Source organism: Neomoorella carbonis (genome assembly GCF_045278715.1).
Classification (GTDB): Bacteria; Bacillota; DSM-521; order Neomoorellales; family Neomoorellaceae; genus Neomoorella; species Neomoorella carbonis.
Window position 1 is genome coordinate 1,743,324 of the sequence record NZ_CP136420.1, and the last position, 24,804, is coordinate 1,768,127.

The 24,804-nt window shown below is 53.9% G+C and carries 21 protein-coding genes; 3 read left to right on the forward strand and 18 right to left on the reverse strand.

What is annotated here, in order from left to right:
- Positions 1–48: 48 nt before the first annotated feature.
- The 4 genes from MCACP_RS09055 to MCACP_RS09070 form a co-directional block, all read right to left on the reverse strand.
- Positions 49–819 (reverse strand): fumarylacetoacetate hydrolase family protein, encoded by a 771-nt coding sequence (locus MCACP_RS09055; protein WP_406676463.1) that lies wholly within the window; start codon positions 817–819, stop codon positions 49–51.
- A gap of 46 nt (positions 820–865) precedes the next feature.
- On the reverse strand, positions 866–2,914 hold the full coding sequence (locus MCACP_RS09060; protein ID WP_406676464.1) for a sodium-translocating pyrophosphatase: 2,049 nt from the start codon (positions 2,912–2,914) through the stop codon (positions 866–868).
- A gap of 74 nt (positions 2,915–2,988) precedes the next feature.
- On the reverse strand, positions 2,989–4,011 hold the full coding sequence (locus MCACP_RS09065; RefSeq protein WP_406676465.1) for a PfkB family carbohydrate kinase: 1,023 nt from the start codon (positions 4,009–4,011) through the stop codon (positions 2,989–2,991).
- Positions 4,012–4,047: 36 nt separating this feature from the next.
- A complete protein-coding gene (locus MCACP_RS09070) occupies positions 4,048–4,692 on the reverse strand; it encodes a bifunctional 4-hydroxy-2-oxoglutarate aldolase/2-dehydro-3-deoxy-phosphogluconate aldolase (RefSeq protein ID WP_406676466.1) in 645 nt (214 codons plus the stop codon).
- A 162-nt stretch (positions 4,693–4,854) separates the two neighbouring features.
- Between MCACP_RS09070 and MCACP_RS09075 the strand changes: the two genes are divergently transcribed.
- The gene (locus MCACP_RS09075; RefSeq protein WP_406676467.1) at positions 4,855–5,676 is read left to right on the forward strand and encodes a patatin-like phospholipase family protein; all 822 of its coding nucleotides are present in this window, start codon (positions 4,855–4,857) and stop codon (positions 5,674–5,676) included.
- Positions 5,677–5,723: 47 nt separating this feature from the next.
- Here MCACP_RS09075 and clcA read toward each other — a convergent pair whose 3' ends face one another.
- From clcA to MCACP_RS09145, 14 genes are all read right to left on the reverse strand, one after another.
- Complete coding sequence (gene clcA / locus MCACP_RS09080) at positions 5,724–7,328, reverse strand: H(+)/Cl(-) exchange transporter ClcA (RefSeq protein WP_406676468.1); 1,605 nt, start codon at positions 7,326–7,328, stop codon at positions 5,724–5,726.
- Between the two features lie 87 nt (positions 7,329–7,415).
- On the reverse strand, positions 7,416–8,357 hold the full coding sequence (locus MCACP_RS09085; RefSeq protein WP_406676469.1) for an NAD-dependent epimerase/dehydratase family protein: 942 nt from the start codon (positions 8,355–8,357) through the stop codon (positions 7,416–7,418).
- A 284-nt stretch (positions 8,358–8,641) separates the two neighbouring features.
- Positions 8,642–10,252, reverse strand: a complete 1,611-nt coding sequence (locus MCACP_RS09090) for an L-lactate permease (RefSeq protein ID WP_406676470.1) — start codon at positions 10,250–10,252, stop codon at positions 8,642–8,644.
- 360 nt (positions 10,253–10,612) lie between these two features.
- Positions 10,613–11,557, reverse strand: a complete 945-nt coding sequence (locus tag MCACP_RS09095; protein ID WP_406676471.1) for an oxalate oxidoreductase subunit beta — start codon at positions 11,555–11,557, stop codon at positions 10,613–10,615.
- A gap of 26 nt (positions 11,558–11,583) precedes the next feature.
- Complete coding sequence (locus tag MCACP_RS09100; protein ID WP_406676472.1) at positions 11,584–12,771, reverse strand: oxalate oxidoreductase subunit alpha; 1,188 nt, start codon at positions 12,769–12,771, stop codon at positions 11,584–11,586.
- Positions 12,772–12,792: 21 nt separating this feature from the next.
- Positions 12,793–13,740, reverse strand: a complete 948-nt coding sequence (locus MCACP_RS09105; RefSeq protein ID WP_406676473.1) for an oxalate oxidoreductase subunit delta — start codon at positions 13,738–13,740, stop codon at positions 12,793–12,795.
- 160 nt (positions 13,741–13,900) lie between these two features.
- On the reverse strand, positions 13,901–16,102 hold the full coding sequence (locus MCACP_RS09110) for a CDC48 family AAA ATPase (protein ID WP_428847731.1): 2,202 nt from the start codon (positions 16,100–16,102) through the stop codon (positions 13,901–13,903).
- A gap of 251 nt (positions 16,103–16,353) precedes the next feature.
- Positions 16,354–17,052, reverse strand: a complete 699-nt coding sequence (locus MCACP_RS09115; protein WP_406676475.1) for a GntR family transcriptional regulator — start codon at positions 17,050–17,052, stop codon at positions 16,354–16,356.
- 120 nt (positions 17,053–17,172) lie between these two features.
- A complete protein-coding gene (dsrM, locus tag MCACP_RS09120; protein WP_406676476.1) occupies positions 17,173–18,165 on the reverse strand; it encodes a sulfate reduction electron transfer complex DsrMKJOP subunit DsrM in 993 nt (330 codons plus the stop codon).
- 20 nt (positions 18,166–18,185) lie between these two features.
- Complete coding sequence (gene dsrP, locus MCACP_RS09125) at positions 18,186–19,343, reverse strand: sulfate reduction electron transfer complex DsrMKJOP subunit DsrP (RefSeq protein WP_406676477.1); 1,158 nt, start codon at positions 19,341–19,343, stop codon at positions 18,186–18,188.
- Positions 19,344–19,441: 98 nt separating this feature from the next.
- Positions 19,442–20,218: a sulfate reduction electron transfer complex DsrMKJOP subunit DsrO gene (gene dsrO, locus MCACP_RS09130; RefSeq protein WP_406676478.1), complete on the reverse strand. Its 777-nt coding sequence runs from the start codon at positions 20,216–20,218 to the stop codon at positions 19,442–19,444.
- Positions 20,218–20,613 carry a sulfate reduction electron transfer complex DsrMKJOP subunit DsrJ gene (gene dsrJ, locus MCACP_RS09135; RefSeq protein ID WP_406676479.1) on the reverse strand — a complete coding sequence of 132 codons (396 nt, stop codon included), beginning with the start codon at positions 20,611–20,613 and terminating at the stop codon, positions 20,218–20,220. The genes dsrO and dsrJ overlap by 1 nt, the downstream gene beginning before the upstream one ends.
- Entirely contained in the window at positions 20,606–22,228 is a 1,623-nt protein-coding gene (gene dsrK / locus MCACP_RS09140; RefSeq protein ID WP_406676480.1) for a sulfate reduction electron transfer complex DsrMKJOP subunit DsrK, read from the reverse strand. Before dsrK ends, dsrJ begins: the two co-directional genes overlap by 8 nt.
- 16 nt (positions 22,229–22,244) lie before the next feature.
- Positions 22,245–22,751 carry an RsbRD N-terminal domain-containing protein gene (locus MCACP_RS09145; RefSeq protein WP_406676481.1) on the reverse strand — a complete coding sequence of 169 codons (507 nt, stop codon included), beginning with the start codon at positions 22,749–22,751 and terminating at the stop codon, positions 22,245–22,247.
- Between the two features lie 221 nt (positions 22,752–22,972).
- Between MCACP_RS09145 and MCACP_RS09150 the strand changes: the two genes are divergently transcribed.
- Entirely contained in the window at positions 22,973–23,995 is a 1,023-nt protein-coding gene (locus MCACP_RS09150) for a cytochrome c biogenesis protein ResB (RefSeq protein ID WP_406676482.1), read from the forward strand.
- 3 nt (positions 23,996–23,998) lie between these two features.
- A complete protein-coding gene (gene ccsB, locus MCACP_RS09155; protein ID WP_406676483.1) occupies positions 23,999–24,802 on the forward strand; it encodes a c-type cytochrome biogenesis protein CcsB in 804 nt (267 codons plus the stop codon).
- The last annotated feature ends 2 nt before the right edge of the window (positions 24,803–24,804 follow it).

Sequence of the window (24,804 nt, forward strand, 5' to 3'; positions counted from 1 at the left end):
GAAGATTTCTTTCTTAAACATCTCAGTTTTGTATAACAATTGCCCTCTTTAAATCTCTTGCTTTTGCAAGATTACTTTGTTGGTTAAAGTACCAATTCCTTCAATACTGGCTTCTATTATATCGTCAGGCTGCAAAAGGCCAGCTCCGGGAGGTGTTCCTGTAATAATTACATCGCCAGGCATCAGAGTCATGATATTTGAAACGTAGGCAATAATATCGGTAACTTTAAAAACCATATCACTGGTACTGGCATCTTGAGTTATTTTTCCATTAACGCGCATCATAATGTGTAAATTATCCGGATCTAACCCTGACACAATCCATGGTCCAAGGGGCAAAAAGGTATCATAACTTTTTGCTTTGGTCCATGGTCCTCCAGTCATAAAATCTTTAGCGGTAATATCATTGGCTATTGTACCCAGTACATGGTTTAATGCTTCTTCGGCACGTATAGCTTTTACCTTATCTTTTATTACAACTGCCAGTTCAACCTCATACCCCAGCTTTTCCACCCCACCCGGGTAAATAATTTCTTCTCCCGGGCCGATAATGGCTGATGGGGGCTTAAGGAAAATGACCGGTTCCGGCGGAACGGCCTGCCCTTTTGCAGCCAGAACGGACCGATAATTGGTTCCTACACAGATAACTTTACTCGGAACACATGGTGCTAAAATTTTTATAGCATCGAGAGGTAAGCCCTGTTTACCAATTGTCCAACGGGTATAAATATCGCCCTCTATAGGGAATACCCTGTCATCTTCTAATATCCCCTGGTATATTTGGTCTTCACTCACCTTGAACCTTAAAAAAGTGCCCATTTTTTCTCTCTCCTTTAGGGGTAGATTAACACACTTTAAATAAACTTTAAATAAACAAGCGTGCCAGGACCAGGGTGATGGTACTGATAAGTTTTACCAGGACGTGCAGGGACGGCCCGGCGGTATCTTTAAAGGGATCACCAACGGTGTCGCCGACAACCCCGGCTTTATGGGCCTCCGAACCCTTGCCGCCGTAGTTGCCCAGCTCGATGTACTTCTTGGCGTTATCCCAGGCTCCGCCGCCGTTGTTGAGGAAAAGGGCCACGATGACGCCGGTGATGGTCCCTACCATGAGAAAGGCAGCGGCAGCCTCGGCCTTCAGCACCAGGCCGACAATGATGGGGGTAATGACGACAATTAGGCCCGGTAGGACCATTTCCTTTAAGGCCCCCCTGGTAACTATGTCCACGCAGGCGCCGTACTCGGGCTTGGCCGTGCCTTCCATAATGCCTGGAATCTCCTTAAACTGGCGCCGGACTTCCAGGATGACGTACTGGGCGGCATTGCCTACGGCGCGAATGGCGGTGGAGCTGAAGAGCAGGACCATCATAGCGGCGATGAAGGCGCCGACAAAGACCTCGGGTTTACCGATGTCCACGGGGAAGTTGCCTTTGATGTTCAGGGCTATTTTGACCTCGTCGATGTAGGCCGAGAAGAGGAGGAAGGTCGCCAGGGCGGCGCTGCCGATGGCATAACCTTTGGTCAGGGCCTTGGTGGTGTTGCCAGAGGCGTCCAGGCGGTCGGTGCGTCGACGGACTTCTTCCGGCGCCCCGGACATTTCCACTATACCGCCGGCGTTATCGGTTATGGGCCCGTAGGTGTCCATGGCCAGGATGTAGGCCGCAGTACTGAGCATGCCCATGGTGGCTACGGCGGTGCCATAGAGGCCGCCGCCGGGAAGGCCGCTTCTCAAGCCCAGCCAGTAGGCTCCCAGAATGGCCAGGGAGATAAAGACGACGGGCAGCGCCGTGCTCTCAAAGCCGACGGCTACGCCGGAGATGATGTTCGTCGCCGGGCCGGTGATAGAGGCGCGGGCGATTTCCTTGACCGGCCGGTAGTCATAGGAGGTGTAGTATTGGGTGATGAGGACAAAGATGAAGCTCAGGACAATGCCGATGATCCCGGCGCCGTAAAAATAGATGAAGTTGACCCCCGGGCCGCTCAACATATAGCGGCTGATGGGATAGAGAAAGATTATGGCCAGGATACTGGTGACCATATAGCCCCGATTCAAGGCGGCCATGGGGTCCTGGTCTTCTTCGGCCCTGACGAAAAACATGCCCACAATGGAGGCAAAAATACCTGCCGCCCGGGCGACCAGGGGAAAGATGATGCCTTTGACACCGAAGACCGGCACCAGGGCGATACCCAGGATCATGGCGCCTATGTTTTCTGCCGCCGTGGATTCAAACAGGTCGGCACCACGGCCGGCGCAGTCGCCTACGTTGTCGCCCACCAGGTCGGCGATGACGGCTGGGTTGCGCGGGTCATCTTCGGGTATACCGGCTTCTACTTTACCCACCAGGTCGGCGCCAACATCGGCTGCCTTGGTGTAAATGCCACCTCCCAGCTGGGCAAAGAGGGCGACAAAGCTGGCTCCGAAGCCAAAGCCGACAATATCCAGGGGGGCCTGGGTGGGATTGGTGGCGCCACCAAAGGCGTAGAAGAGGGTGGTTACCCCCAGGAGGGACAGGGCGGTAACGGCCAGGCCGGTAACGGCACCGCCCCGGAAGGCTATCGTAAGGGCTTTATTGAGGCTCTTGCGCGCCCCGGCGGCCACCCGCAGGTTGGCATTAACCGCCACGTACATGCCAATATAACCGGATAAGGCCGAGGCAAAGGCCCCGGTGATAAAGGCGATGGCGGTGTGGTACTGGCGCGTAAGGAGAGCCAGGAGCACGGCTACAATGAGGGCCAGACCGGCAATGGTGCGATACTGGCGGTTTAAAAAGGCCATGGCTCCTTCCCTGATGGCCGCGGCAATCGCCTGCATTTCTTTAGGCCCGGTGTCTTCTTTTAATACACTACTGGTCATGTAGAGGGCTACCAGCAGGGCCAGGATCCCGCCTGCCGGTATAATGGGGAATAATTCCATTCTTACTTCCTCCCCTGAAAGCTAAATAAAATTAAAACATACCCTGGAGCTTTAAAAACTCCAGGGATTACTGTTCACCGCTGCACCCTGCCGGAGGCGTCACCGCGCATAAGGGTCATAACTTCATCCTTGGTGACATGGTTGAAGTCACCGGGGATGGTGTGTTTCAGACAGGAGGCGGCTACAGCAAATTCCAGGGCCTCAGCCGGGCCGAATCCTTCCATGAGGGCGTAGATTAAGCCGCCGGCGAAGGCATCGCCACCGCCGACCCGGTCGACAATATGGATCTGGTAGCGACGCGAGCGGTAAAACTCCCGGCCGTCATAGAGGAGGGCCGACCAGCCGTTGTCAAAAGCGGAGAAACTCTCCCGCAAGGTAATGGCTACCTTTTGCAGGTTAAAGCGGGTCAACAGCTCCCGGGCCACCTGGCGGTAGCCTTCTTCACTGATTTCCCCCTTGGTAACATCGGAAGCAGCCGCTTTAATGCCGAAGACCTTTTCCGCATCTTCTTCGTTACCGATGGCTATATCAACAAACTCCATCAGTTGGGTCATGGTCGCCCGGGCCTTCTCCGGGGTCCACAGGTTCTTGCGGTAATTGAGGTCGCAGCTAACGGTGAGGCCCATCTCTTTCGCCGTTCGGGCAGCTTCCAGGGTAACGGCGGCCACATTTTCCCCCAGGGCGGGGGTAATACCGGTAAAGTGGAACCAGGAAGCACCGGAAAAAATCCTGGCCCAATCAAATTCGCCCGGCTGTACCCCGGCGATGCTGGCGTACTTGCGGTCATAAACCACCTTTGAAGGCCGCTGGGACGCCCCGGTTTCCAGGAAATAGATCCCCAGGCGTTCACCGCCCTGGAGGATATAGGTTGTATCCACCCCGTAACGGCGCAGGTGGTTGATGGCCGCCTGGCCCAGGGGATTGGCCGGGACTTTGGTGACGAAAGCGGCCTCGGCGCCGTAATTGGCCAGGGAACAGGCGACGTTGGCCTCCCCACCTCCGTAAGTAACATCAAAGGAATCAGCCTGGATAAAGCGCTGGTAGCCTGGTGTGGACAGGCGCAGCATAATCTCGCCAAAGGTAACTACTTTAGCCACAGGATAAACTCCTTTCTATAATTTAATGGTTAAAAATTATTGCCCTCGGGCAGCCCGGATGGCGGCTACAAACTTGCGGGCTGTTTCCTCTACCTGCTGGTAATCGCCAGTTTTGGCTCCTTTGGTCAGTTCACCGCCAACCCCTACGGCCTCGCAACCGGACTTAATCCACTGGCCCACGTTATCCAGGCTGACACCGCCGGTAGGTATAATCGGCGCCTGGGGTAAGGGCCCCTTGATAGCTTTAACCATTTCCGGACCGAAGGCGCTGCCCGGGAAGAGCTTGACGAAGTCACTGCCCGCTTCCATAACTTCAACTATTTCTCGAATGGACATGGCACCTGCCATGCAGACCTTCTGGTAGCGATTGCAGGTTTTCACCATTTCTATGTCCAGGCAGGGGCTGACCAGGAATTCGGCCCCGGCCAGAATGGCCAGCCGTGCCGTGGTAGCATCCAAGACCGTACCGGCGCCAATGAGAATCTCTCCCTGGCGATAAGTAGCCGCCAGTTCCCGGATAACTTCCAGCGCTCCCGGTACGGTAAGGGTGATCTCTATAGCCTCCACCCCGCCCGCTTTCACGGCCGCGGCAATTTTCAGCGACTGTTCCGGATTCTCCGCCCGGACTACCGCTACAATGCCACAGTCTATAATCCTCTGCATAACCTTTAACTTTTGCATACCAATCCGCCTCCGGTTTAAATAGTGAAACGCTGGTTTATTATCATAAATATTCGCCATGCCGGGTTGAAATCCTCCTTCCCCGATTAAATCTTTTTCCCAGAACCAAATCCAGATTCAGGGCATACAATATTTTGCAAGCTTTTGCGAGGAGGTTTTTTTATGCGCTTTGGCCTCGCCCTGGGAGGTGGGGGGTTAAAAGGAGCGGCCCACTTGGGTGTTTTACGCGCCCTGGAGGAAAACGGTATTAAACCCGACATCGTCGTCGGGACCAGCGCCGGTTCCATTGCTGCTACCCTGTATGGGGCCGGCCTGCTGCCGGCCGTTAGCTCCATGGGCAGCCTCCCTTTTGCTAATATCTTTAGACTGGAAAACAACCGCTTTACCGGTTTGCCCCTGGGATTAATTCACGGTGGCACCATTGAAGGCGTGCTCAAGCGAGCCATGGGCAATCGCCATCTTTCAGAACTCCAACCCTCGACGGCTGCTGTAGCCTGCGATTTAATCAGCGGCGAAACAGTCATCTATACTGCCTCCCGGCCGGTCAAACCCTTACCGCCGGACATGGTCCTGGGCGGCGACGTACCTGCCTGGCAGGCCGTACGGGCCAGCATTTCTATCCCGGCTCTCTTCGCTCCCTATAAAATCGGCTCCCGCCTCCTGGTAGACGGCGGCCTGACGGACAACGTCCCGGCCGATATTGCCCGTTACCTGGGGGCTGATATTGTCATTGCCGTCGATCTGGACTGCGGTATCCCCCACCGTAACTTCCGGCATGCCGGCGAAGTCCTCCTCCAGAGCCTGGATATCATCAGCCGGCGCAATACTTCCCTTACCTTAAGGCTTTATGCCGACCTGGTCCTCAAACCCATTAAAAAACCCGTCAGTTCCTGGGACGTCAGTGAGTTCAGCAACCTGGTGGCCGCCGGTGCGGAAGAAGCCCAGCGCAATCTCCCGCAAATTCGCCGCCTGCTGGGGCGATAAAAAAAGCCGGCTCCCGGGCAAGGGGCCGGCTTTTTATAATTTGCAATTTACACCTTAAGATTACATCGGGTTACTTTAGCCAGTGCCTCGTTTATCGCCGCCGCTCTATTCTCGGGTACAATTACTGTTAAGTGATCACCTTCCAGAAGCCTGGTATTGCCGCGGGGAATGATTTCCCTGGCTCCTCTGTGAATGGTAACCAGCAAACAATCTACGGGTAAAACCAGGTCTTTGACCCGGCAACCGCAGGCGCTCGCCCCGCTCTCAACTACAGCCTCGACAATCAGCATTTTGTCTTTAGTAGAGGGGGAAATACCGTTACTCTTCGCCCTGGCCAAATCCCGTTCCAGCAGCATCTCATAAACGGGTAAACATCCCAGAGCCTCCGCCACTATATAAGCGATCATACAGGTAAAAAGAAGCGGTAAAATATGCTGGTAGTTACCTGTCATTTCGATTATGAGCACAATCCCGGTAAGGGGGGAACGCACAATAGCCACGAAATAGGCAGCCATGCCAATTACCGCAAAAGATGGCCCCACGCCCTGAAAACCAGGAATAAGCAGGCCGCTGATCTGTCCAACAAAGGATCCCAATAAAGCCCCCAGAACAAGGAGCGGTAGAAAGATACCCCCGGGAACGCCAACGCTATAACTCAACATAGTTAAAAGAAACTTGACAGCAAAGAGAAGGGGGATAATACCCACTTGAACCCGGCCCCAGAGGACATCTTCTGCCAGCTGGTGCCCACCGCCTAAAACCTGAGGTAAGAAATAGCCCAGAACCCCTGCCAGCGAGACCGCCAGCGACGCCCGCAACCAGCGGGGCAGGCCTTTTAACCTGTCTGCCACATCAAGGCTTCCTTGCAAGGTACGATTAAAAGCCACGCCTAAAACACCGGTTAATATTCCCAGGACTAAAAATGCCGGTAAGGTGGCCAGGGGTAAAGGTAATAATTCCTTAATACGCAAGGTAGGAAGTGGCCCTAAAATCCTCTGGGATATCAGATCGGCAGTAACACTGGCCGCCAGGGCTCCTCCCAGTACATAGGGTGAAAAATTACGGCGCAGTTCTTCCAGGACAAAAACTACTCCGGCCAGGGGGGCGTTAAAGGCTGCCGCCAGCCCCGCTCCTGCACCACAGGCGATTAAGTGCAGTTCTTCCGTTTTGGACCGGCTAAGGCTTTTACTTACCGCCTGGCCGGCGGCAGCGCCCATTTGTACCGTCGGCCCCTCCCGGCCCAGGGACAGCCCGGCCCCAATAGCCAGGGCCCCGGCTATAAATTTTACCGGGATAACCCGCCACCAGATGAGCTCGCGCTGGCTAATCAGAACGGCTTCCACGTGGGGAATGCCGCTGCCGGCAGTTTCGGGAGCAAAACTGGTCAACCAGCCGGCCAGGGCACCGGCCAGGGCCCCCAGGCAGGGTAACACCAGCCAGCCCCAGCCGGGTAGAGTATGCGCCCACTTTAAAAGCTCACTGCGCCATAAGTCCCCCTCCGTCAGGACTAAGCGAAAGGCTACACCAACTACCCCGGCGCTGGTGCCCGCCAAGGCTCCTTTAAGCAGAAAACGTAAAAAATAATCATACCGCCTTAGCAACAGGCTATCATGAAGAGAATGTTTTTTAAGTAAAAGAGCTTCGTCCCGCACTTCTTTTCCTGCCCCCGGACAGGCACTTCCTGATGTTACTTTTCCATTGTACCACCCCTATCCTTTCTTGTTAAGCACATTCCTTTTTTAATGTTTCTTTTCCGTTGCCCGGACTTTATTGATACATTTTGCCAGGGCTTTGACAAAGGCCTTCCGGCCCTGATCACCGGTAAAAACGGGTTGATAATCCAGTTCCCGGCTAGCTTTATCCCAGCTGAGCTCCCACACTTCGTTTAAAAAGACCGGTCCCTTCCATTCTCCTGGAGGAACTACCTGTAACTTCGAACCGGATCCAGTTAGTTCAATAATCCGGCTAGCAATTTCTTCCCATGTCAAATAAAGGCTCCCCAGGTTATAGGTCTGCCCGGCGGCCCCCGGCCTGCTGAGGGCCAGCCGGCAGGCCAGGGCCAGGTCGGCCATACTGACAAACGTTCCCCCGGCAGCAGCCGGAACCTGGATAGGATCATCATGAAGGGCCGCCCGTATCAGATTACGTAAATGCCGGCCGCCGATTTCCTCACCGAAGGCCCACCAGAAACGGAAAATGGTAACTGGTAAACCCTGCTCACGATAATATTGGCGGCATAATTCTTCAGCCGCAAATTTACCTAAGGCATAAAGGGGCTTGCGGGCTTCACCTACCAGGCAGGGGTGGTCCTCGAGAACAGGCCGGGATGTAGCCCGACCATAAACTGTTGCCGTGCTGGTATAGATAAAATGGCTGATGCCAGCCTTAGCGGATGCTGTCAGTAAATTAATGTGCCCGACCAGGTCGCCGCCGAAAATGTCCAGGGGGTCATCACTGAAGCTCCAGGCCAGGTGGATTACTGCCTCCGCACCGTCTACGGCCCGGGTTACCAGTTCCTTATCTGCCAGATCACCGCCGAATAGATTGACCTGGCTGCTTACGGGGTTGTCAAGAAAACTCAGGGCCCGGTCCAGAACCCGCACCTGGTGGCCGTGATAACATAAGTCCTGGACCAGGTAGCGGCCAACATCACCCGCACCCCCGGTCACCAGTATTTGCATAAACAGCATCTCCCTCCATAGTATTTAATTGGGCGATATGAAATATCGCCCAATTAGTTAATTTCCTATTCACTCCGTCGCCGTCTAATTTAACAACGGGATTAGCATCGCTCCCACAAGAACTATATATCCTAAAAGTTCTAAGCCCGGGTTGCCCCTGGCTCCAGGATACAGCAATAAAGGAGGAGCCAGGAGCATTAGCACCAACGAAGCGCTATTCCACCACAACTTTTTGCTTTTCTTGCCACCGGTTTTAGCCTCGGTCATGAACATTCACCCCTTTTTTAATAAACGTGGCGGAAGAATACAAAGAGCATCAACCACGCGAGAAAACCCAAGATTAAAGCCAAAATAACGCAATATTTTAGGGTTTTACCAATAACTTCCCCTTCACGGCCCGTTAAACCCATAGTGGAAGTGCCGACAATAACTTTAGCCGGTGCCAGCATACTGCCAATAGAACCTCCCGCCGTTTGGGCAGCAGCCATGATCAACGTGCTTACACCCAATAATTTGGCCACCTGGGTCTGGAAGGCGCCAAACATAACATTTGAGTTGGTATTGCTGCCAGTCATAAAAGCGCCTAACACGCCCACCAGCGGGGTAAGGATCGGATAAATAATCCCCAGGGTATTGGCTACTCCTTTGGCCAGGGTGAAAGTCATGCCCGACTCGACCATCATAAAGGCCATTAAGACCATCGAAGTGGTAGCAATACTGGAATTTACCCCATCCTTGACTACCTTATTAAGCACCTTGCCCAGATATTCACCTTTCCAGATACCGGCGGCGGCATAGATAATTATGCCGGCGATACCACCGTAAATCAGCAAAGCACCCGGGTGGCCGAATAAAGGTACCGAGGTCGAACTGCCGGCCTGAGTCACCCAATTATAACCGGTGGCATATTTATCAAACTTTAACACCAAAGTAGGTAAATTTTTTAAAAAACTGCTTAAAGGAGTGATAAATTCTACTGCCGCAACAATGAGAATCAATGCATAATAAGCAGCAAAGGCTAGATTGAAACTCATTTTTGCAGTAACAGTCTTCCCCACTGGTGTTTCAACCGCGGAAGCCGCCTCGCTGGTTACCTGGACATCAGGTCCCTGATACATGGGTAGCCTGGCCACGATAGCAGTTACAATCATTCCTACAATACCGGCAATGAAAGTTGCCAGGGTGGGTTCCCATAAAGCTACTAACAACTGGGTAAGTGACATGGTCATGGCTATAACAAAAATTCCGAACCAGTTCTGTTTAATAGCTTTAAAGCCGCCATAACAATGAACAGCAAAAAAAGCCCCGAAAAGACCAGCCAGGCCGGTGAAGGTAGCAGCCCAGGGAGCCAGATCCGTACCACTGAGGCCGGTCGCTTTCTGGATGGAAGCAAAGGAGGAAGCCATATCGCCAAAGGTTACCGACCAGGAGTGGCCAATTAAAGGCACCGCCACGGCGATAACCGGGTCAAAACCCAGGCTGGCCAGCAACGGCGCTCCTACGGCCACAGGTACGCCAAAGCCGGCTACCCCTTGGAGGAAGGTCACAAAAGCGACGCCGATCATCATTAACTGAAAAACCCGGTTGCGGGTCATATGCATAAAGGTGGCACCAATCGTTTCAATCCCGCCTACCTCATCGACTACGTGATAAATAAACAATGCACCCCAGATAATGTACAGTACATAAAACGCCATTACCATCCCTTTGGCGTTGGAGAAGGCCAGTAGTCTGAAATCCGCCTTAAATACAGCAATACTGACAATTAACGCCACAAACCACGATACCGGTCCCGCTTTAGCCGCGCTCCATTTGTAACCCACCATAAGGACCAGAATAACCAGGATCGGCAGTAAAGCCAGCAACCATGTGAACAGATTGACCGGGATCTGCATTCTTCCTTCCCCCTTTTCTGAAAAATTTAGAATAACGGGGGCACCAACGTCGGGGCTGCGAAAGTTTCTATTTTTTGTTGCTGTTATGTCGGTAAAAGGCTGTTGCAGCAAGGAAGATATATCAGCAATGCGAAGATAACCGGTCATTAAATTTCGACATGATTTAACTATGATTATGTTCTGTTATTATTATATATGGATAGCTGCCTTCTTTTTGGTAACTATGCTTCAAGGGCGGCACAACAGATCAGGAAAAAATAACTGCTACACCCTTTTCGGTTAGCACGTCTGCGTTGGTGTGGACCTCGTTAAATATCCCGGTGTCCCGTTCCAGACGGGACACCGGGTAGGTATGCTCCTTTATGCGCTGGTCGCCACCGCCGGTACCGTAATGCCCACTTCGGCGCACCTGGCGTCGACAAAAGCCTGCATCTTGGCGATATGCTCTGGTTTGAGGTGGCTGAAACGGCCCTGGAGCTTCATGTATTCGCTGACGGGTTTCCGCTTGTCGATCTTGACCGAGAGCTTGTATTCGCCGTTCTCATATTCATAGAGCTGGAACATGCCCGTTTGTACTGCCAGTTTGGCCATTTCGATAGTCTTGTCGGCCTGGAACTGCCAGCCCTTGGGGCAGGGGGCATGGATGTGGATATAGGCCGGGCCCTCCTGGTTCAGGCCCTTACGCACCTTGTTCATTAAATCCACCGGCCAGCCGATGGAGGCCGTAGCCACATACTTCAATTCCGGATGGCCGTGGGCGATGACCTTGGGGTTATCCTTGGGGAAGAGCTTTTTCCCTTCCGGCACCACCGGGCCAGGTGGGGTAAAGGTCGTGTGAGCACCGTAAGGTGTAGTCGGCGACGTTTGAATACCGGTGTTAGCATAGGACTCATTATCGTAACAGATAAAGAGGACGTCATGGCCGCGGTAGAGCATGGCCGACAGGGCCTGGAGGCCGATGTCCACGGCGCCGCCGTCACCGGCCATAACAATGATGTTGGGGAATTCGGCGTCCGTCTTTTTCTTGCGGATCATGGCTTTAAAGGCAGCTTCAATACCAGAAGCAACGGCACCGCCGTTGGTAATCTGGGCATGGATCCATGGCACCCGCCAGGGACCGCAGCCGTAACTGGTATTGGCTACGTACATGCATCCGGTTGGACCAATGAAAATGGTGTTGGGACCCGCAGCTTTGGCTACCAGGCGATATGTCAGGGCCGGGCCGCAACCGGCGCAGGTCCGATGCCCGGGGACATAGTACTCTTCCACAGGAGCTTTCTTCAGGGAAGCAATCCGTTCCAGCATTATATTTCCCTCCTTCCGGGTAAACGTTATAATTCAAAGGGGATCCAGTAAGCAGTCTGCTCAACTTTTCCTGTTTTGGCGATTTCCTTTAACTTCTGGTACATGCGGTAGAATTCGTCGTGGGTGACAACCTCGCCGCCCAGGCCGGCCACAAAGCCCACTGTCTTGACTTTATCGCCGTAATCGTAGAGGGCCGCCCTGAGTTCCGACAGGAGAACTCCACCGCTGCATGAAATGCCAAAGTTGGCTGAGACATCCAGGACACCTATGGCCTTGAACTTAGATAGTCTTTCTTTAATCTGCTCTGTCGGGAAAGGCCGGAAGGTCCTCAGCCTGGCCACGCCGACCTTTTCTCCCAGGTTGCGCAGGCGCCGGGCCACTGCTTTGGCCGTTTCCATATGAGCACCCTGGCCGAACATGATAATCTCAGCGTCATCTGTCAGGTATTCTTCTATATAGGGGTCATATCTGCGCCCAAAGATGCGGGCGAATTCATCGCAGGCTTCTTCTAAAACCTTGTGCACGTTTTTAACGGCCTGGTAGCGCTGGTACTGCAGGGGCGGTCCCATGGCCGGCTCAATCTGGGGGCCGATAATCTGCGGCTTCCTCGGATCCAGGACATGATGGTTCTTATACGGCGGCAGGAATTCTTTCACCTGGGCCTCGTCGGGAATATCCACCCGGCCCAGGATATGGCTGACAAAGTAGCCATCAAGGCAGGCGTACTGGGGCAGCAAGACCCGCGGGTCTTCACCTACCCGGTAGTAAATCAAGGTATTATCCAGGGCTTCCTGGGGTGTGGAGGCCCAGCCCTGGATCCAGCCCTGGTCGCGGCAGCATTCGGCATCGGTATGTTCTTCACCAAAGTCACCGGGCGGGTCCAGGGTGCGGTCGGCTATGGCCATCTGCACCGGCAGGCGCTCACCGGAAATGGGGGAATAGACTTCGAAAGCATAGGTTACCCCCACGCCGGAGCTCCCGGTGAAGACCCGCGCCCCGGCAGCTGAAGCCCCGTAGACAACGCTCAGCTGGGCGTGCTCGCCCTCGCCATGGATGAACTCGGCATCGAGTTCACCGTCGGCCACCATACGGGCCAGTTCCGACATAATGCCGGTATAGGGCCGGATGGGATAGGAGCAGATTACATCAACATCTGCCAGGCGAACACCATGGGCTACCGCCACACAACCAGAAATATTTCTTACTTTACCCATTTTCTTCACCTCCTGAAAGGATTAATTTTTAAAATCTAATTCTGGAACCCGGGATATGGCACCGCTCGGGCAGACGGCGGTGCAGAGACCGCAACCTTTGCAGTATTTGAGGTTAAAAGCAGGTCCATCATCGGACATGGTAATGCAGGAATCCGGGCAGGAGATCCAGCAGGTCCAGCACTGGGTGCAGGCTTCCGGGTTGAGGACGGGCCGCTGGATGCGCCAGTTACCGGTAACCATGCCTTCATTTTCTACCTGCGGGGAAGGAACGGTACCGGCAAAGGGCATTTGCTTCAATAGCTCTTTCGCCGTTACGGCTACTTCTTCTACCACTTCATGGGCCGGTAGCTCCCTTATCTGGGCTTCCTCATAGCCCCGGCGCATGGCGGCAGGATTTTTGACTACAGCGGCCAGGTTATCAATATCGACGATGCCAGTTGCCTTTACTACGGCACCGGCTATAGGGGCGGCAATACCGGCGCCAATTCCGGTGGCGTCAGTCGCACCTTCAGCCCCGGATAGAGTCATGACGGCCTGGGCCATGCTGTTGGCATCCACGGTGACGATCCGGGCCAGGTTACCGGTATCGCCCAGGAATTCCAGGATGGTATCAATGCTGCGCCTGGTGTTGACCACCAGAGTGCTGCCGGGCTTGATACCCTTCAGGATGGGGACACCTTTGACCAGGGTTTCCTCAACCACGACGACAATGTCCGGGTTCTCGTTTTCATACACGTATCTGCTTTCTATGGGATCGCTGCTAATGCGGGCGTAGGCCCTTACCGGGACGTAGATACGGTCGGGGAGATCGACATAGTTCTCCCAGGCCTGGACATACTTGCCTTCCTTAGCCGCAGCTTCCGTTAAGGCCACCACGATATCGCGGGCGTCTTTATTCATGACCACACCGCGTGCCCAGACGGTAATCTGCTTAAGGTTGGGTTCGGCAAAGAGTTCTTGAGTGGACAATTTACGTTCCTCCTTTCTTTCTTGCCTGTCAATGCCGGCACTGATAGCACTCTCCCGCAGCCGGGAGCTTCCTCGCAGCCGGTGCCAGTAGTCTTCTAATAACTGGAGTACAACTCTGCCCCGGCCGCCGATGCTATAGTTTCCGCTATGTCTTCCAGCCTCACCTCCCCAGTCTGGTCACTGCACCGGGAATAACATTATTCCAGACGGGACGGACACTGCGGTTATCCGCCCCGGTCCGTGCCTGATGTTTTTCACCCTGGATTTCAGCCAGGGCCTGCTCCAGGTGGCGGGTTTTAATGACACCCCGCCCCGGTTCGTCGGCCGAATCTCCCTTCACTATTTCGGCTACAGCCAGCAAAGCTGCCCGTTTGCACACGGCTTCTATTTCTGACCCCACCAGCCCTTCGGCAGCCTGGGCCAGGTTGTCTAAATTTAAGCCCCGTTCCACCGGCCGGGAGCGTAAATAGATCTCGAATATCTCTCTCCGGGCCGCCTGGTCCGGGTAAGGAAACTCCAGAATCTGGTCAAAGCGCCCGGGACGGAGGACGGCCGGGTCAAGGAGGTCAATCCGGTTGGTTGCCCCCAGGACGATTACTTCCCGCAAATCCTCCAGGCCGTCCAGTTCCATCAAAAACTGGGATACCAGGCGACTGCCGATGTTGCTCCCTTCGCCGCTTTTACGGGCGGGCAGCAGGGCGTCGATTTCATCAAAAAACAGGAGGCAGGGAGAGGCCTGGCGCGCCTTGCGGAAAATCTCGTGCAGGGTCTTTTCCGCCTCCCCCCACCAGTGGGAGAAGAGGAGGGAACTGTTTACCGGGATAAAGTTTATCCCGCTTTCCCGGGCCAGGGCCCTGGCTACCAGGGTCTTGCCCGTGCCCGGCGGTCCAGAAAGCAAGATGCCTTTCGGTGCCGGCAGGTCAAATTGCTGGAAAAGCTCGGGATACTGCAGGGGCCACTGGACCATGGCTTGAAGGCGCTCTTTAATCTCGGCGAGGCCCCCGACATCCTGCCAACCGGCCGAGGGAATTTCCATGGCAAACTCCCGCGTTGCCGATGGTTCTACCTCTGCCAGGGCATCCAGGAAGTCACGCATGGTTACCTGGAGCTGTAGATCTTCCAGGGAACCTTCACCCAGCTGGAACCGGGCCAGACCGCGGCGCAAGGCGTACATACCCGCTTCCCGGCAGAGGGCGGCCAGATCGGCACCCACAAAGCCGTGGGTAATGGCTGCCAGTCGATCTAACGAGACGTCTCCTGCCAGGGACATACCCCGGGTGTGTATCTGTAAAATCTCCCGCCGGCCCCGCTGGTCGGGCACGTTAATAGCGATCTCCCGGTCGAAACGCCCCGGGCGTCGCAGGGCCGGGTCCACCAGGTCGGGAATGTTTGTGGCGGCGATCACAATGACATTGCCGCGGGATTCCAGCCCGTCCATCAGGGCCAGCAGCTGGGCCACCACGCGCTTTTCAACATCGCCGTGGACGTCGGCCCGGCGGGGTGCGATGGCATCAATTTCATCCAGGAAAATGATACTCGGCGCCTTTTTTCTAGCCTCGTCGAAAACCTGACGCAGGCGGGCTTCGCTCTCACCGTAGTATTTATGCATTATCTCTGGGCCGTTGACGTGAATGAAGTGGGCTTCCGTTTCGGAAGCTACGGCGCGGGCAATAAGGGTTTTGCCCGTGCCGGGGGCGCCGTACATAAGTATGCCCTTCGGCGCTTCCACACCTAGTCGGTGAAATAATTGCGGATATTTTAGTGGTAGTTCGATAATTTCCCGGACCCGCTGGACTTCTTTGGCCAGGCCGCCAATATCTTCATATGTCACCCGCTGGCCCCGGCCTTCTGTATCCTCGCCGCCTTTAAAGCGTACCGCCGTGTCGCGGGTAATAACTACCGCTCCCCGGGGTGCTACCCCTTCGACAGTAAAGGCCTCATCGCCACCGGTAAACTGGGGGATGGTTACCTGGTCGCCGACCACTACAGCGCGGCCAATTAAATGTTTTTTCAAGTGAACAATCTCGTGTTCACCGGCCAGGGTCCAGCCCGGGAGTACCGGCGCCAGGATGACAGTCCGGGCCGGCTGCCACTCCTGCCCTGTAAGGGTAATGCCTTCCCCAATACCGACCCCGGCATTTTGCCTTAAAATGCCGTCCATCTGGATATTGCCCGGCGGGCACCCCTCTTGAAAGGCGGGCATAACCCTGGCCACCGTTGTCCGCTTGCCTGTAATGGCTACCACATCATTGGGCTTTAGGCCCAGTTCTTCCATCACGTCAGAAAGCACTCTTACAATACCCTTGCGCGCATCTTCGACCATGCCTTCACAAACACGGAGTTTAACCCCAGCTGCGGGCATAAGCTTCCCCTCGCCGTTCATTTAATATTACTGGTATACGGTATACCTTGTCTACAGTTTTTAAAATCGTCTTCTTTTCTGAACCTGTACGCCCCTGAACTATATATTTGTCGAATTTATGCTCTTTTTGTTAATTTTTAAGGCCACCAATAGAGGTGGTATTAAAAACGTATTTGGTATACCTTTTGTTTGCGTTTAAAATTATTCGACGTTTCATTGGAGATTCCTGCTGGTTAAGGAAGACTTTTTCGTTAAAAGTTGGTATTTTTTTGATCCCTTAAGGCTAGCTGGAGAAAGTATGCCTGGCGGGAATTTTCTATATGCTGCCGGGCAATTCTTTCCGCCCTTTCACCGTCACCTTTCATGAGGGCTTCCAGCAACTCCCGGTGCTCCCGGGTTGCGGCCCTCGTACGTCCGGGAACACTGTAACCCACCTTAGTAAAGCCGACTATATAATCCACCAGGTTATCGATCATCTGGTGCAGGCGGGGACTCTCGGCGGCTTTGCAGATAATTTCATTAAACTCCAGGTGCAGCTCCTGCAACCTGTCGTAATCGTCTTCATCACAGGCCTTTTCCATGGCATTTACAAGCTCATTTAATCTTTTTAGCTGAATTGGATTAATATGTTCCGCAGCCAGCCGGGCGGCCAATCCTTCCAGGACGGCCCGGATGCTGTAGACTTCCCAGGCTTCCCGGGTGGACATGCGGGCAACCACCACTCCCCGCCGGGGCAGGTGTTCGACCAGTCCTTCCAGCTCCAGCTTGCGGATGGCCTCCCGTACCGGTGTACGGCTGACACCCAGCTGTTTGGCTATTTTCCGTTCCACCAGGCGGGTACCCGGCTCCAGGCGGCCGGTGAGGATGGCTTCCCGTAAGGCATTGTAGGCTTCCTGGCGCACAGGCTGGTAATTTTGCAGGTCGATTGGTTCAAGCAAGCTTTCCATCATATCCCCCTCTTTGGCTACTTTTTCTTAAACATATGCCGTTCCCCGCCACATATGGTATATGGGATACCTTAACTCAAAATTAGCACATATTTGGACAAAAAACAAGAGGGGAAGTTAGGTCTATACTTTTTCTACCGGCAGGCCAGCCATTTTCATTTTTTCCCTGAATTCTTCCTCGTACTCTTCATAGGTGTGAACCTTGACCGGGTAATTCCAGGGGTTGATGTGCCTCCTGGCGCGGCTATCGTTGGGCAGGTTGCGGGTCGGGCTGAGGAAAATTCCGCCCATGTGTACCAGTTTGCTGAAGGGGAAGTAGGCCCCCAGTGTACATACGAGGAATAAGTGGATGTAAAAAAGAACGCCAATTCCTGCCGGGACCCTGGGCCTGAAGGTCACCAGTCCTGTAGTCAATTCCTTAACTGCCGTAATGTCTACCCTGAAAAAATAGCGCATGAGGATGCCCGTGCCGGCTATTCCCAGGATCAAAAAGAGGGGAAAATAATCGGCGGGGAGGGAGATATAGCGTACCTGGGGAATAACCACCCGCCTGAGGAAGAGATAAGTCACGGCAACTACAATTACTATATCGGTTATATACAGCCCCTGCAGGCCGAAGCGGAAAAAGCCATCGATGCCTTCCAGCCAGGAAACAAAGGCCGGGACCGGTTCGGTAAAAAAGCGCAGGTGGCGGAGAAAGATCAGCAGGAAGGACCAGTGAAACATTAGTCCTCCCAGCCAGAGCCACTTTTCCCAGTGATAAGCCAGCCGGGGGCCCCGGTGCAATTCCATCCTGGTATTTCGTAACAGGGAGCGAAAGAACAATACTTCCAGGGCCATCCTGCCGACCACGCCGGCAGTGCTGGAAGGATTGTCAAAGGTGCTCGCCTTGATCCAGGGCAGGGATTTCTGTTGCCCGGCAGTGGTGGGTATCCGGAAAGGTACCGGCACCCGCCCCCACTTTATGACACGGTAGGCCATCCCTGCTAAAAAGATGACGATGGCGGCGTAGGGTATGATAACTCCAAACAGGTAGTGCCACCCTGCCACTCCCGCACCGAGATAAACTACCAGCATGAGGACGACGACACTAAAAAAGGAAAATGCCATTCCCATTGCTTTACCCCTCATTTCCACTATACTGTCTCTTCTTTGACGCTAATTGCTATTTTATACAGGAAGGTAAGTACCAGGAGGCCGGTTGCCCAGACGCCCAGGGCAATTAAGGTCTCCGGCAAAGTAGGCACGTATTCGGTAACCCTTTCAAAGGGATTGGGTATAAAGCCGCCGATGACCAGGCCTATTCCCTTTTCAATCCACATGGAAACAAAAACCGCCGCGCAGGCTACCTGGAGGTAACTATCCCTGGCGCGCGTCTCCGGGTTAATTAAAAGCACCAGGGCGAGAACCACCAGGATGGCAAAGGCCCACATCCAGGAGACGAGCTTACCATGACCATCCAGGCCGGCAAAGAGGTACTTGAGGGTATACATACCATGGGCCGGTACCTGGCTGTAAAAGGCGGTGAAAAATTCCAATCCGATAAAAAAGGCACTGACGATGGTGGCGTAGGTGACTATTGCCGCCAGCTTTTGGATGGCTTCCCGGCCCGGATCAAATTTACTGACCCTTTTAATGATATAGCACAGCAGGATGAGCAGGGCCGGACCGGAAGCAAAGGCCGACGCCAGGAAGCGGGCCGCCATAATGGCCGTCAGCCAGTAGTGCCTGCCCGGCAGGCCGGCGTAGAGGAAGGCCGTAACCGTATGAATGCTGACGGCCCAGGGGATGGAGACATAAACCAATATCTTTGTCCAGGCCGGTGGCGGAACGGCTTTATATTCTGCCTCCAGGGCATGCCAGCCGGCAATGATATTTAAAAGGAGGTACCCGTTCAGCGCGATCATATCCCAAAAAAACATGGAGTTGGGGGTGGGATAGAAGATCATATTAAGAATTCGCATGGGCTTACCGACATCGACTATTACGAACAGCAGGCACATAATCAGGGCGGCAACAGCCAGGAACTCTCCCAGGATGGTAATCCTGCCGAAGGCTTTGACATTATGCAGGTAATAGGGCAGGACGACCATCACTGCCGAGGCCGCCACCCCCACCAGGAAGGTAAACTGGCTGATGTACAGCCCCCAGGAAACATCCCTGCTCATACCGGTAATGGTCAGCCCTTTATTCAACTGCCAGAGGTAGCAGGTAAAACCGGTCCCGATCAGGACGAGTAAAAGGGTTATCCAGCCCCAGTATCTTTTGCTCCCGGTTAAAGCCTTTACCAGCATATCTACCCTTCCTCCGCCTCATTTTCTCCCGTATATCAGCGACGGCCGGGGACCGTCGTGCAACGCCATCTTGAGAAATTCCCATCCTGGAAGCCGATCTAGACGAGGTAATAAACGCTGGGGTGGGTCCCAAGTTCGGGTTTACGTTGAATGGTATAACGTGCGGCCAGTATCTTTCTCGCCTCAGAGTTGGGGTCGTCCAGGTCTCCAAAGATCAGTGCCCCCGCCGGGCACGCATCGACGCACGCCGGCGGTAAGCCGGTGTCAATCCTCTCGACGCAGAAATTGCATTTTTCCACGACACCCTTTTCCCGGGTGGGATACGCCGGGTTTATTTCTTTAATAAAAGGCCGCGGGTCGCTAAAGTTAAAGCTCCTGGCGCCGTAAGGGCAGGCAGCCATGCAGTAACGGCAGCCTATGCAACGGTGATAATCCATCATGACGATGCCGTCCCGGCGTTTGAAGGTTGCCTTCGTGGGGCAGACCCTGACACAAGGCGGGTTTTCACAGTGATTGCAGAGCACGATAAAGGGTTTGCCTTTGATACTGGCGGCAACGTACTCATGCTCCTGTTCCGGAAAAGCGTTTTCAAAGGGCTCCGTCCAGATCCACTTAATTTCTTCTTCTTTATTGGCAATATCAGGTATGTTGTGGGCCCTCTGGCAGGCCAGGAAACACTTCCGGCATCCTTCCTGATATTGCGGCCAGCACTTCTGCATATCGATGACCAGGCCCCACTTCTTGCCGGCCGGGGCTTCTGAACGCGCTATTTCATCCGTGTTGTTGCCAGCGAAGCTTTTAACTGCCGGCCAGATGGTGAGCCCCAGGAGGAAGGCGCCACTGGCTTTTAAGAAATTTCTCCTGCTCGTTTCCATCACTTACTCTCCTTTGGCTCAATATGGCAGGTCCAGCAGTCAGGTTGCACATCCAGGTAATTATGGCACTGGTCACAAAACTGGGCCTTATTGGCGTGGCATTGCAGGCAGGTCTTCTCCAGGCTCATCTCGTACTCTTTGCCGTTGCTGGCTAAATAAATCCTCTTGCCTTCCCGCACAACCTGGGTCCGCCATTCGTCCAGCAGCTTCATGTGGTTGGCCCGCATGTATTCCGTTCCTTCCACACACTGCTTCTCCGGTAACTCCTGGATGGCCGGTGTGTCCAGGCTGGGGGCCGGTGCCGGGGCGGCTTTACCTGCATTGGCCCAGAAGGGGAAGGTCACCAGGATGATAAACACAATCAGGCCGGTAATAATGTAACGGGAATCATTCACCGCCGTTCTCCTCCTTTCCCTTTACAGGCAAAGGTTCTCCCCGCAGTGTTGTTTCCCTTGGGGTTTCCCCGGTCATTACCAGGGCGTTGCCGACCAGCTCGTGGACGCCGGCAACTGCCACGCCTGGTACCCAGTAGTTCATGAGGGCCGGGAAGACGGCCCGGTCAACGGCGCAGATGCAGGCCAGCATATTGACACCGTATTTATCCCGGACGTACTTCACCGCGTTGGCCCGGGGGAAGCCGCCGCGCATCCTCATTTCCATATATTCATCGGAATTAAGGCCCGACCCGCTGCCGCAGCAGAAGGTCTGCTCCCGGATGGTATTCTCCGGCATCTCATAGAAATTCCGGCAGACATTTTTAAGGATATAGCGCGGTTCTTCAAAGAGCCCCATGGCCCGGGCCGGGTTGCAGGAGTCATGGAAGGTTACTTTCAGGTGGTCATTGCGGCTGGGATCCAGCTTAATTTTGTTGTGCCTGATAAGGTCGGCCGTAAATTCCACGATATGGACCATCTTGGTGGACCTGGCATTTTCAAACTTAGTCCCGGTTATGGGGGAAACCGGCTCTTCCAGGAAATCGGCCGGGCCGTTCATGGTATCCATGTACTGGTTGATGACCCGCCACATGTGGCCGCATTCGCCGCCCAGGATCCACTTCACCCCCAGCCGTTTTGCTTCGGCATACATCTTGGCATTGAGCCTTTTCATCATTTCATGGGAAGTAAACATGCCGAAGTTGCCACCCTCAGATGCGTAGGTGCTGAAGGTGTAGTCAAGGCCGATTTCATGGAAAAGCATCAGGTAACCCATGAGGGTATAGGTACCGGGATCGGCGAAAACGTCGCCCGAAGGTGCAATGAAGAGGATTTCGGCACCTTTGCGGTTGAAAGTCGGCTCCACCCTGATACCGGTGATATTTTCAATTTCGTCGACACAGAACTCAACCATATCTTTAAAAGCGTGGGGTTCAATGCCGACGTGATTACCCGTCCGGTAGCAGTTGGCTACCGGGGCGGCGATCCAGTCGATATTACATCCCACCAGGTTGAGGAGTTCCCTGGCGATCATGGTGATTTCCGCCGTGTCGATGCCGAAAGGGCAAAAAACTGAACAACGGCGGCATTCGGTGCACTGGAAGAAGTAGTAGTACCATTCCTTCAGGACGTCCAGGGTCAGTTCCCTGGCCCCGAAGAGTTTTCCCAGGAGCTTGCCCGCCGTCGTAAAATCCTTGCGATACACCGAGCGGAGCAGTTCGGCCCTCAAGACCGGCATATTCTTGGGATCCCCGGTACCGATGAAGAAGTGGCATTTGTCGGCACAGGCGCCGCAGCGCACACAGGCATCCATAAAGATTTGTAAGGAACGGAACCGCCCCAGCCGTTCCCTCAGGCCTTCCAGGATAATTTCCCGCCAGTTTTCCGGGAGTTTCCAATCCTCGTCCTCCGGGGACCATTCCCGGGGGTTGGGGAGGCCGACGGCTTCCAAATTTTTGGGTTTGGCGCCATAGAGGTAGGTTCCGCGCCTGAATTTTACCGGGGTATCCATCCACCCCGTGCGCGGCGGTTTATAATTTATCGCCAGTAGCTCATCAGGTTTCGGCAGCGAGGCCATTTTCCCACCTTCTCAATTACGGGATATTTATATTCAGATTAGCCCTTTGCAGTAACCTGGTGGTTCTGTTTTTAATCTCCTCGATCTTGATTTCCCAGAGCTGCTCCCGGCATTGCATATAAATATCGAAGGCAAGGAGGGCCAGCTCTTCAAGACGGGTTTCTAATTCTTCCAGAGAAAGGCCCTTTTCCTGGATTTCACCGGCCAGTTCCTCCTTGAGGACATGCTCTAACTGGAAAATAAAGGCGACGGCCTGGGAAGGAGAAAAGTCCTGGACCGCCCTGATCCTGATAATACTATCAAGATAGGACCTGACCCTGCCGGCGTCCATCCCTGCAAGGATCTCCTCGTAAAGGCCCTCTAGTCCATGATAGATTGTCGTCCCCACCGGATTGGCGAAAGGATCCTGTTCTTCCCGCAAAAACCGGGCCGTTTCCGCGGGGTAAGAGTCCAGGATTCTCTGATACCACTTTTGTAAAATGGTGCTTTTCCTTTTGGTTAAAATTTCGTGGGTACCTGGCAAAATATTATTTCTGCCGTCTTTCACAAACTTCCCTCAATCCCTTCGTTCACCGGAGCACTACTTTTGGTATTTTTAATTTTAGTTCGCTATTTCTCTTAAAATTCCTGCTGCTGGTAGAAATATTTTTTGTACTTGTAAAAATGCCTGCTGGTGCCGGCCTGTTCCCGTTGACCACTGTACGGCCGCTGGTGTATACTCATTCTAAAACCGGGGTGATGGTTTTGTCCGGTAACAACCGGGAACGCCCGTATTTTGCCTTTTTATCATCCATGAAACTGGGACTTTTGCTTTTATTGCTCCTGGGAGTCCTGGCTTCCCTGGGGAGCTTCCTTCCCCAGGGCCAGCCCGCGGGGTTCTACCGTGCTTATTACGGAGATGTACCGGGAAGGTTGATCGTCCTCCTGTCCCTGGACCATTTATACCGCAGCTGGTGGTTTATAGCCTTAGGAGCGCTTTTAGCCGTCAATATCTTGACCTGCTCTCTGCGGCGGATTAAAAAAGCCCCGAGCCTGCGTAGCTGGGGGTCCGTCATCCTGCACTTAAGTATCCTGGTTATCCTGGCCGGGGCGGTCATATCCGGGGTCATGGCCCGGCATGCCTATGTCGAAATCGGCGCCGGCGACAGCCTCGACCTGGCCGCCAGGGGCTTCCCGGGCTATGCCTTAAGAGTTAAGGAGTTTAAAATTGAATATTACGAAAACTTCCAGCCCAAACAGTACATTAGCAGCGTTTCCCTTAAAACAGCTGACGGCCAGGAAATTGAACGTGAAATACAGGTAAACCGTCCGTTAAAATTTAAGGGTTTGAAAATTTACCAGACCAGTTACGGCTGGCTGGCCCGGGGACAGGCCGTTATTAACGGTAAAGCGGTACCTTTTGACCTGCCCAGTGGCCGGGGTCTCGACATCGACCCGGGCAAAAATGTAAGGCTGGTCTTTTTCTTTATTCCTGATTTTGATGAACAGGGGGGCAGGTTACATTCACGTTCACCCCTGCCAAATAACCCCAGGCTGGTGGCTATGCTTTTCCAGGATCAACAAGTAAAGGCGAGGGAAGTGCTGGCCGAGAAGGAGACAAAAGCCGTCGGCGGTTATCCCGTTACCTTTTCCGGCTACCGTTATTACACCGGACTTGAGATCAAAAAAGACCCCGGCGTTGGCATACTTTACGCCGGCTTCGTCATCCTGCTGGTGGGATTGGTCATCAGGTACCTGGTACCGGAAAAGCATGAGAGGTGGCGCTAAGTTATGGAAGCTAATTTCAATCTTCTAGCCTATATTTTTTTGCTGGCGGCCGTAATTTTAAGCCTGATCACCTTGTGGCGTTCTAATAGATTTACCTCTCCCCTGGCCCAGGCGGCCCTCATCATGTCCTTTGCTTCCCTTACCCTGGCCCTGGTGCTGCGCAGTATTACCGCCGGCAGGCTCCCCTTGGCTACTTTGTATGAATTTGCCCTCCTGTTTGCCTGGGGTATACTCCTGTTTTATCTTATCTCGCGCAGGATGATTAAATCAGACCTGCTAACGGTTCTAATAGCGCTCCTGGAAGTAATTATCCTTTCCTATAGCAACACCTTATCTTCCGGTCCCAGGCCCCTGATGCCGGCCCTGCAGAGTATCTGGCTGCAGTTTCATGTTCTTACGGCCATCATTGCTTACGGCGCCTTTAGCCTTTCCTTTTGCCTGGGTCTTATCTACCTGCTCAAAGAAAAGGGATACGAAGGCATCGGCGCAAGTGTCCTGCCATCCCTGGCCAAACTCGATAACCTCCTCCACTGGTCGGTAGCAGTAGGATTCCCCTTTATGACCCTGGTTCTCATCACGGGAGCCGTCTGGGCCGAAGAGGTCTGGGGCAGGTGGTGGGGCTGGGACCCCAAGGAAACCTGGGCCTTAATTACCTGGCTGATTTACGCCGCTTATCTCCACGCCCGGAAAACATACGGCTGGCGGGGGAAAAGGGCCGCCATTATGGCCATCGTGGGCTTTCTGGCAGTACTCTTCACCTTGTTTGGCGTCTCACTGCTCCTTCCCGGAGCCCACAGCTATGTCTAGCT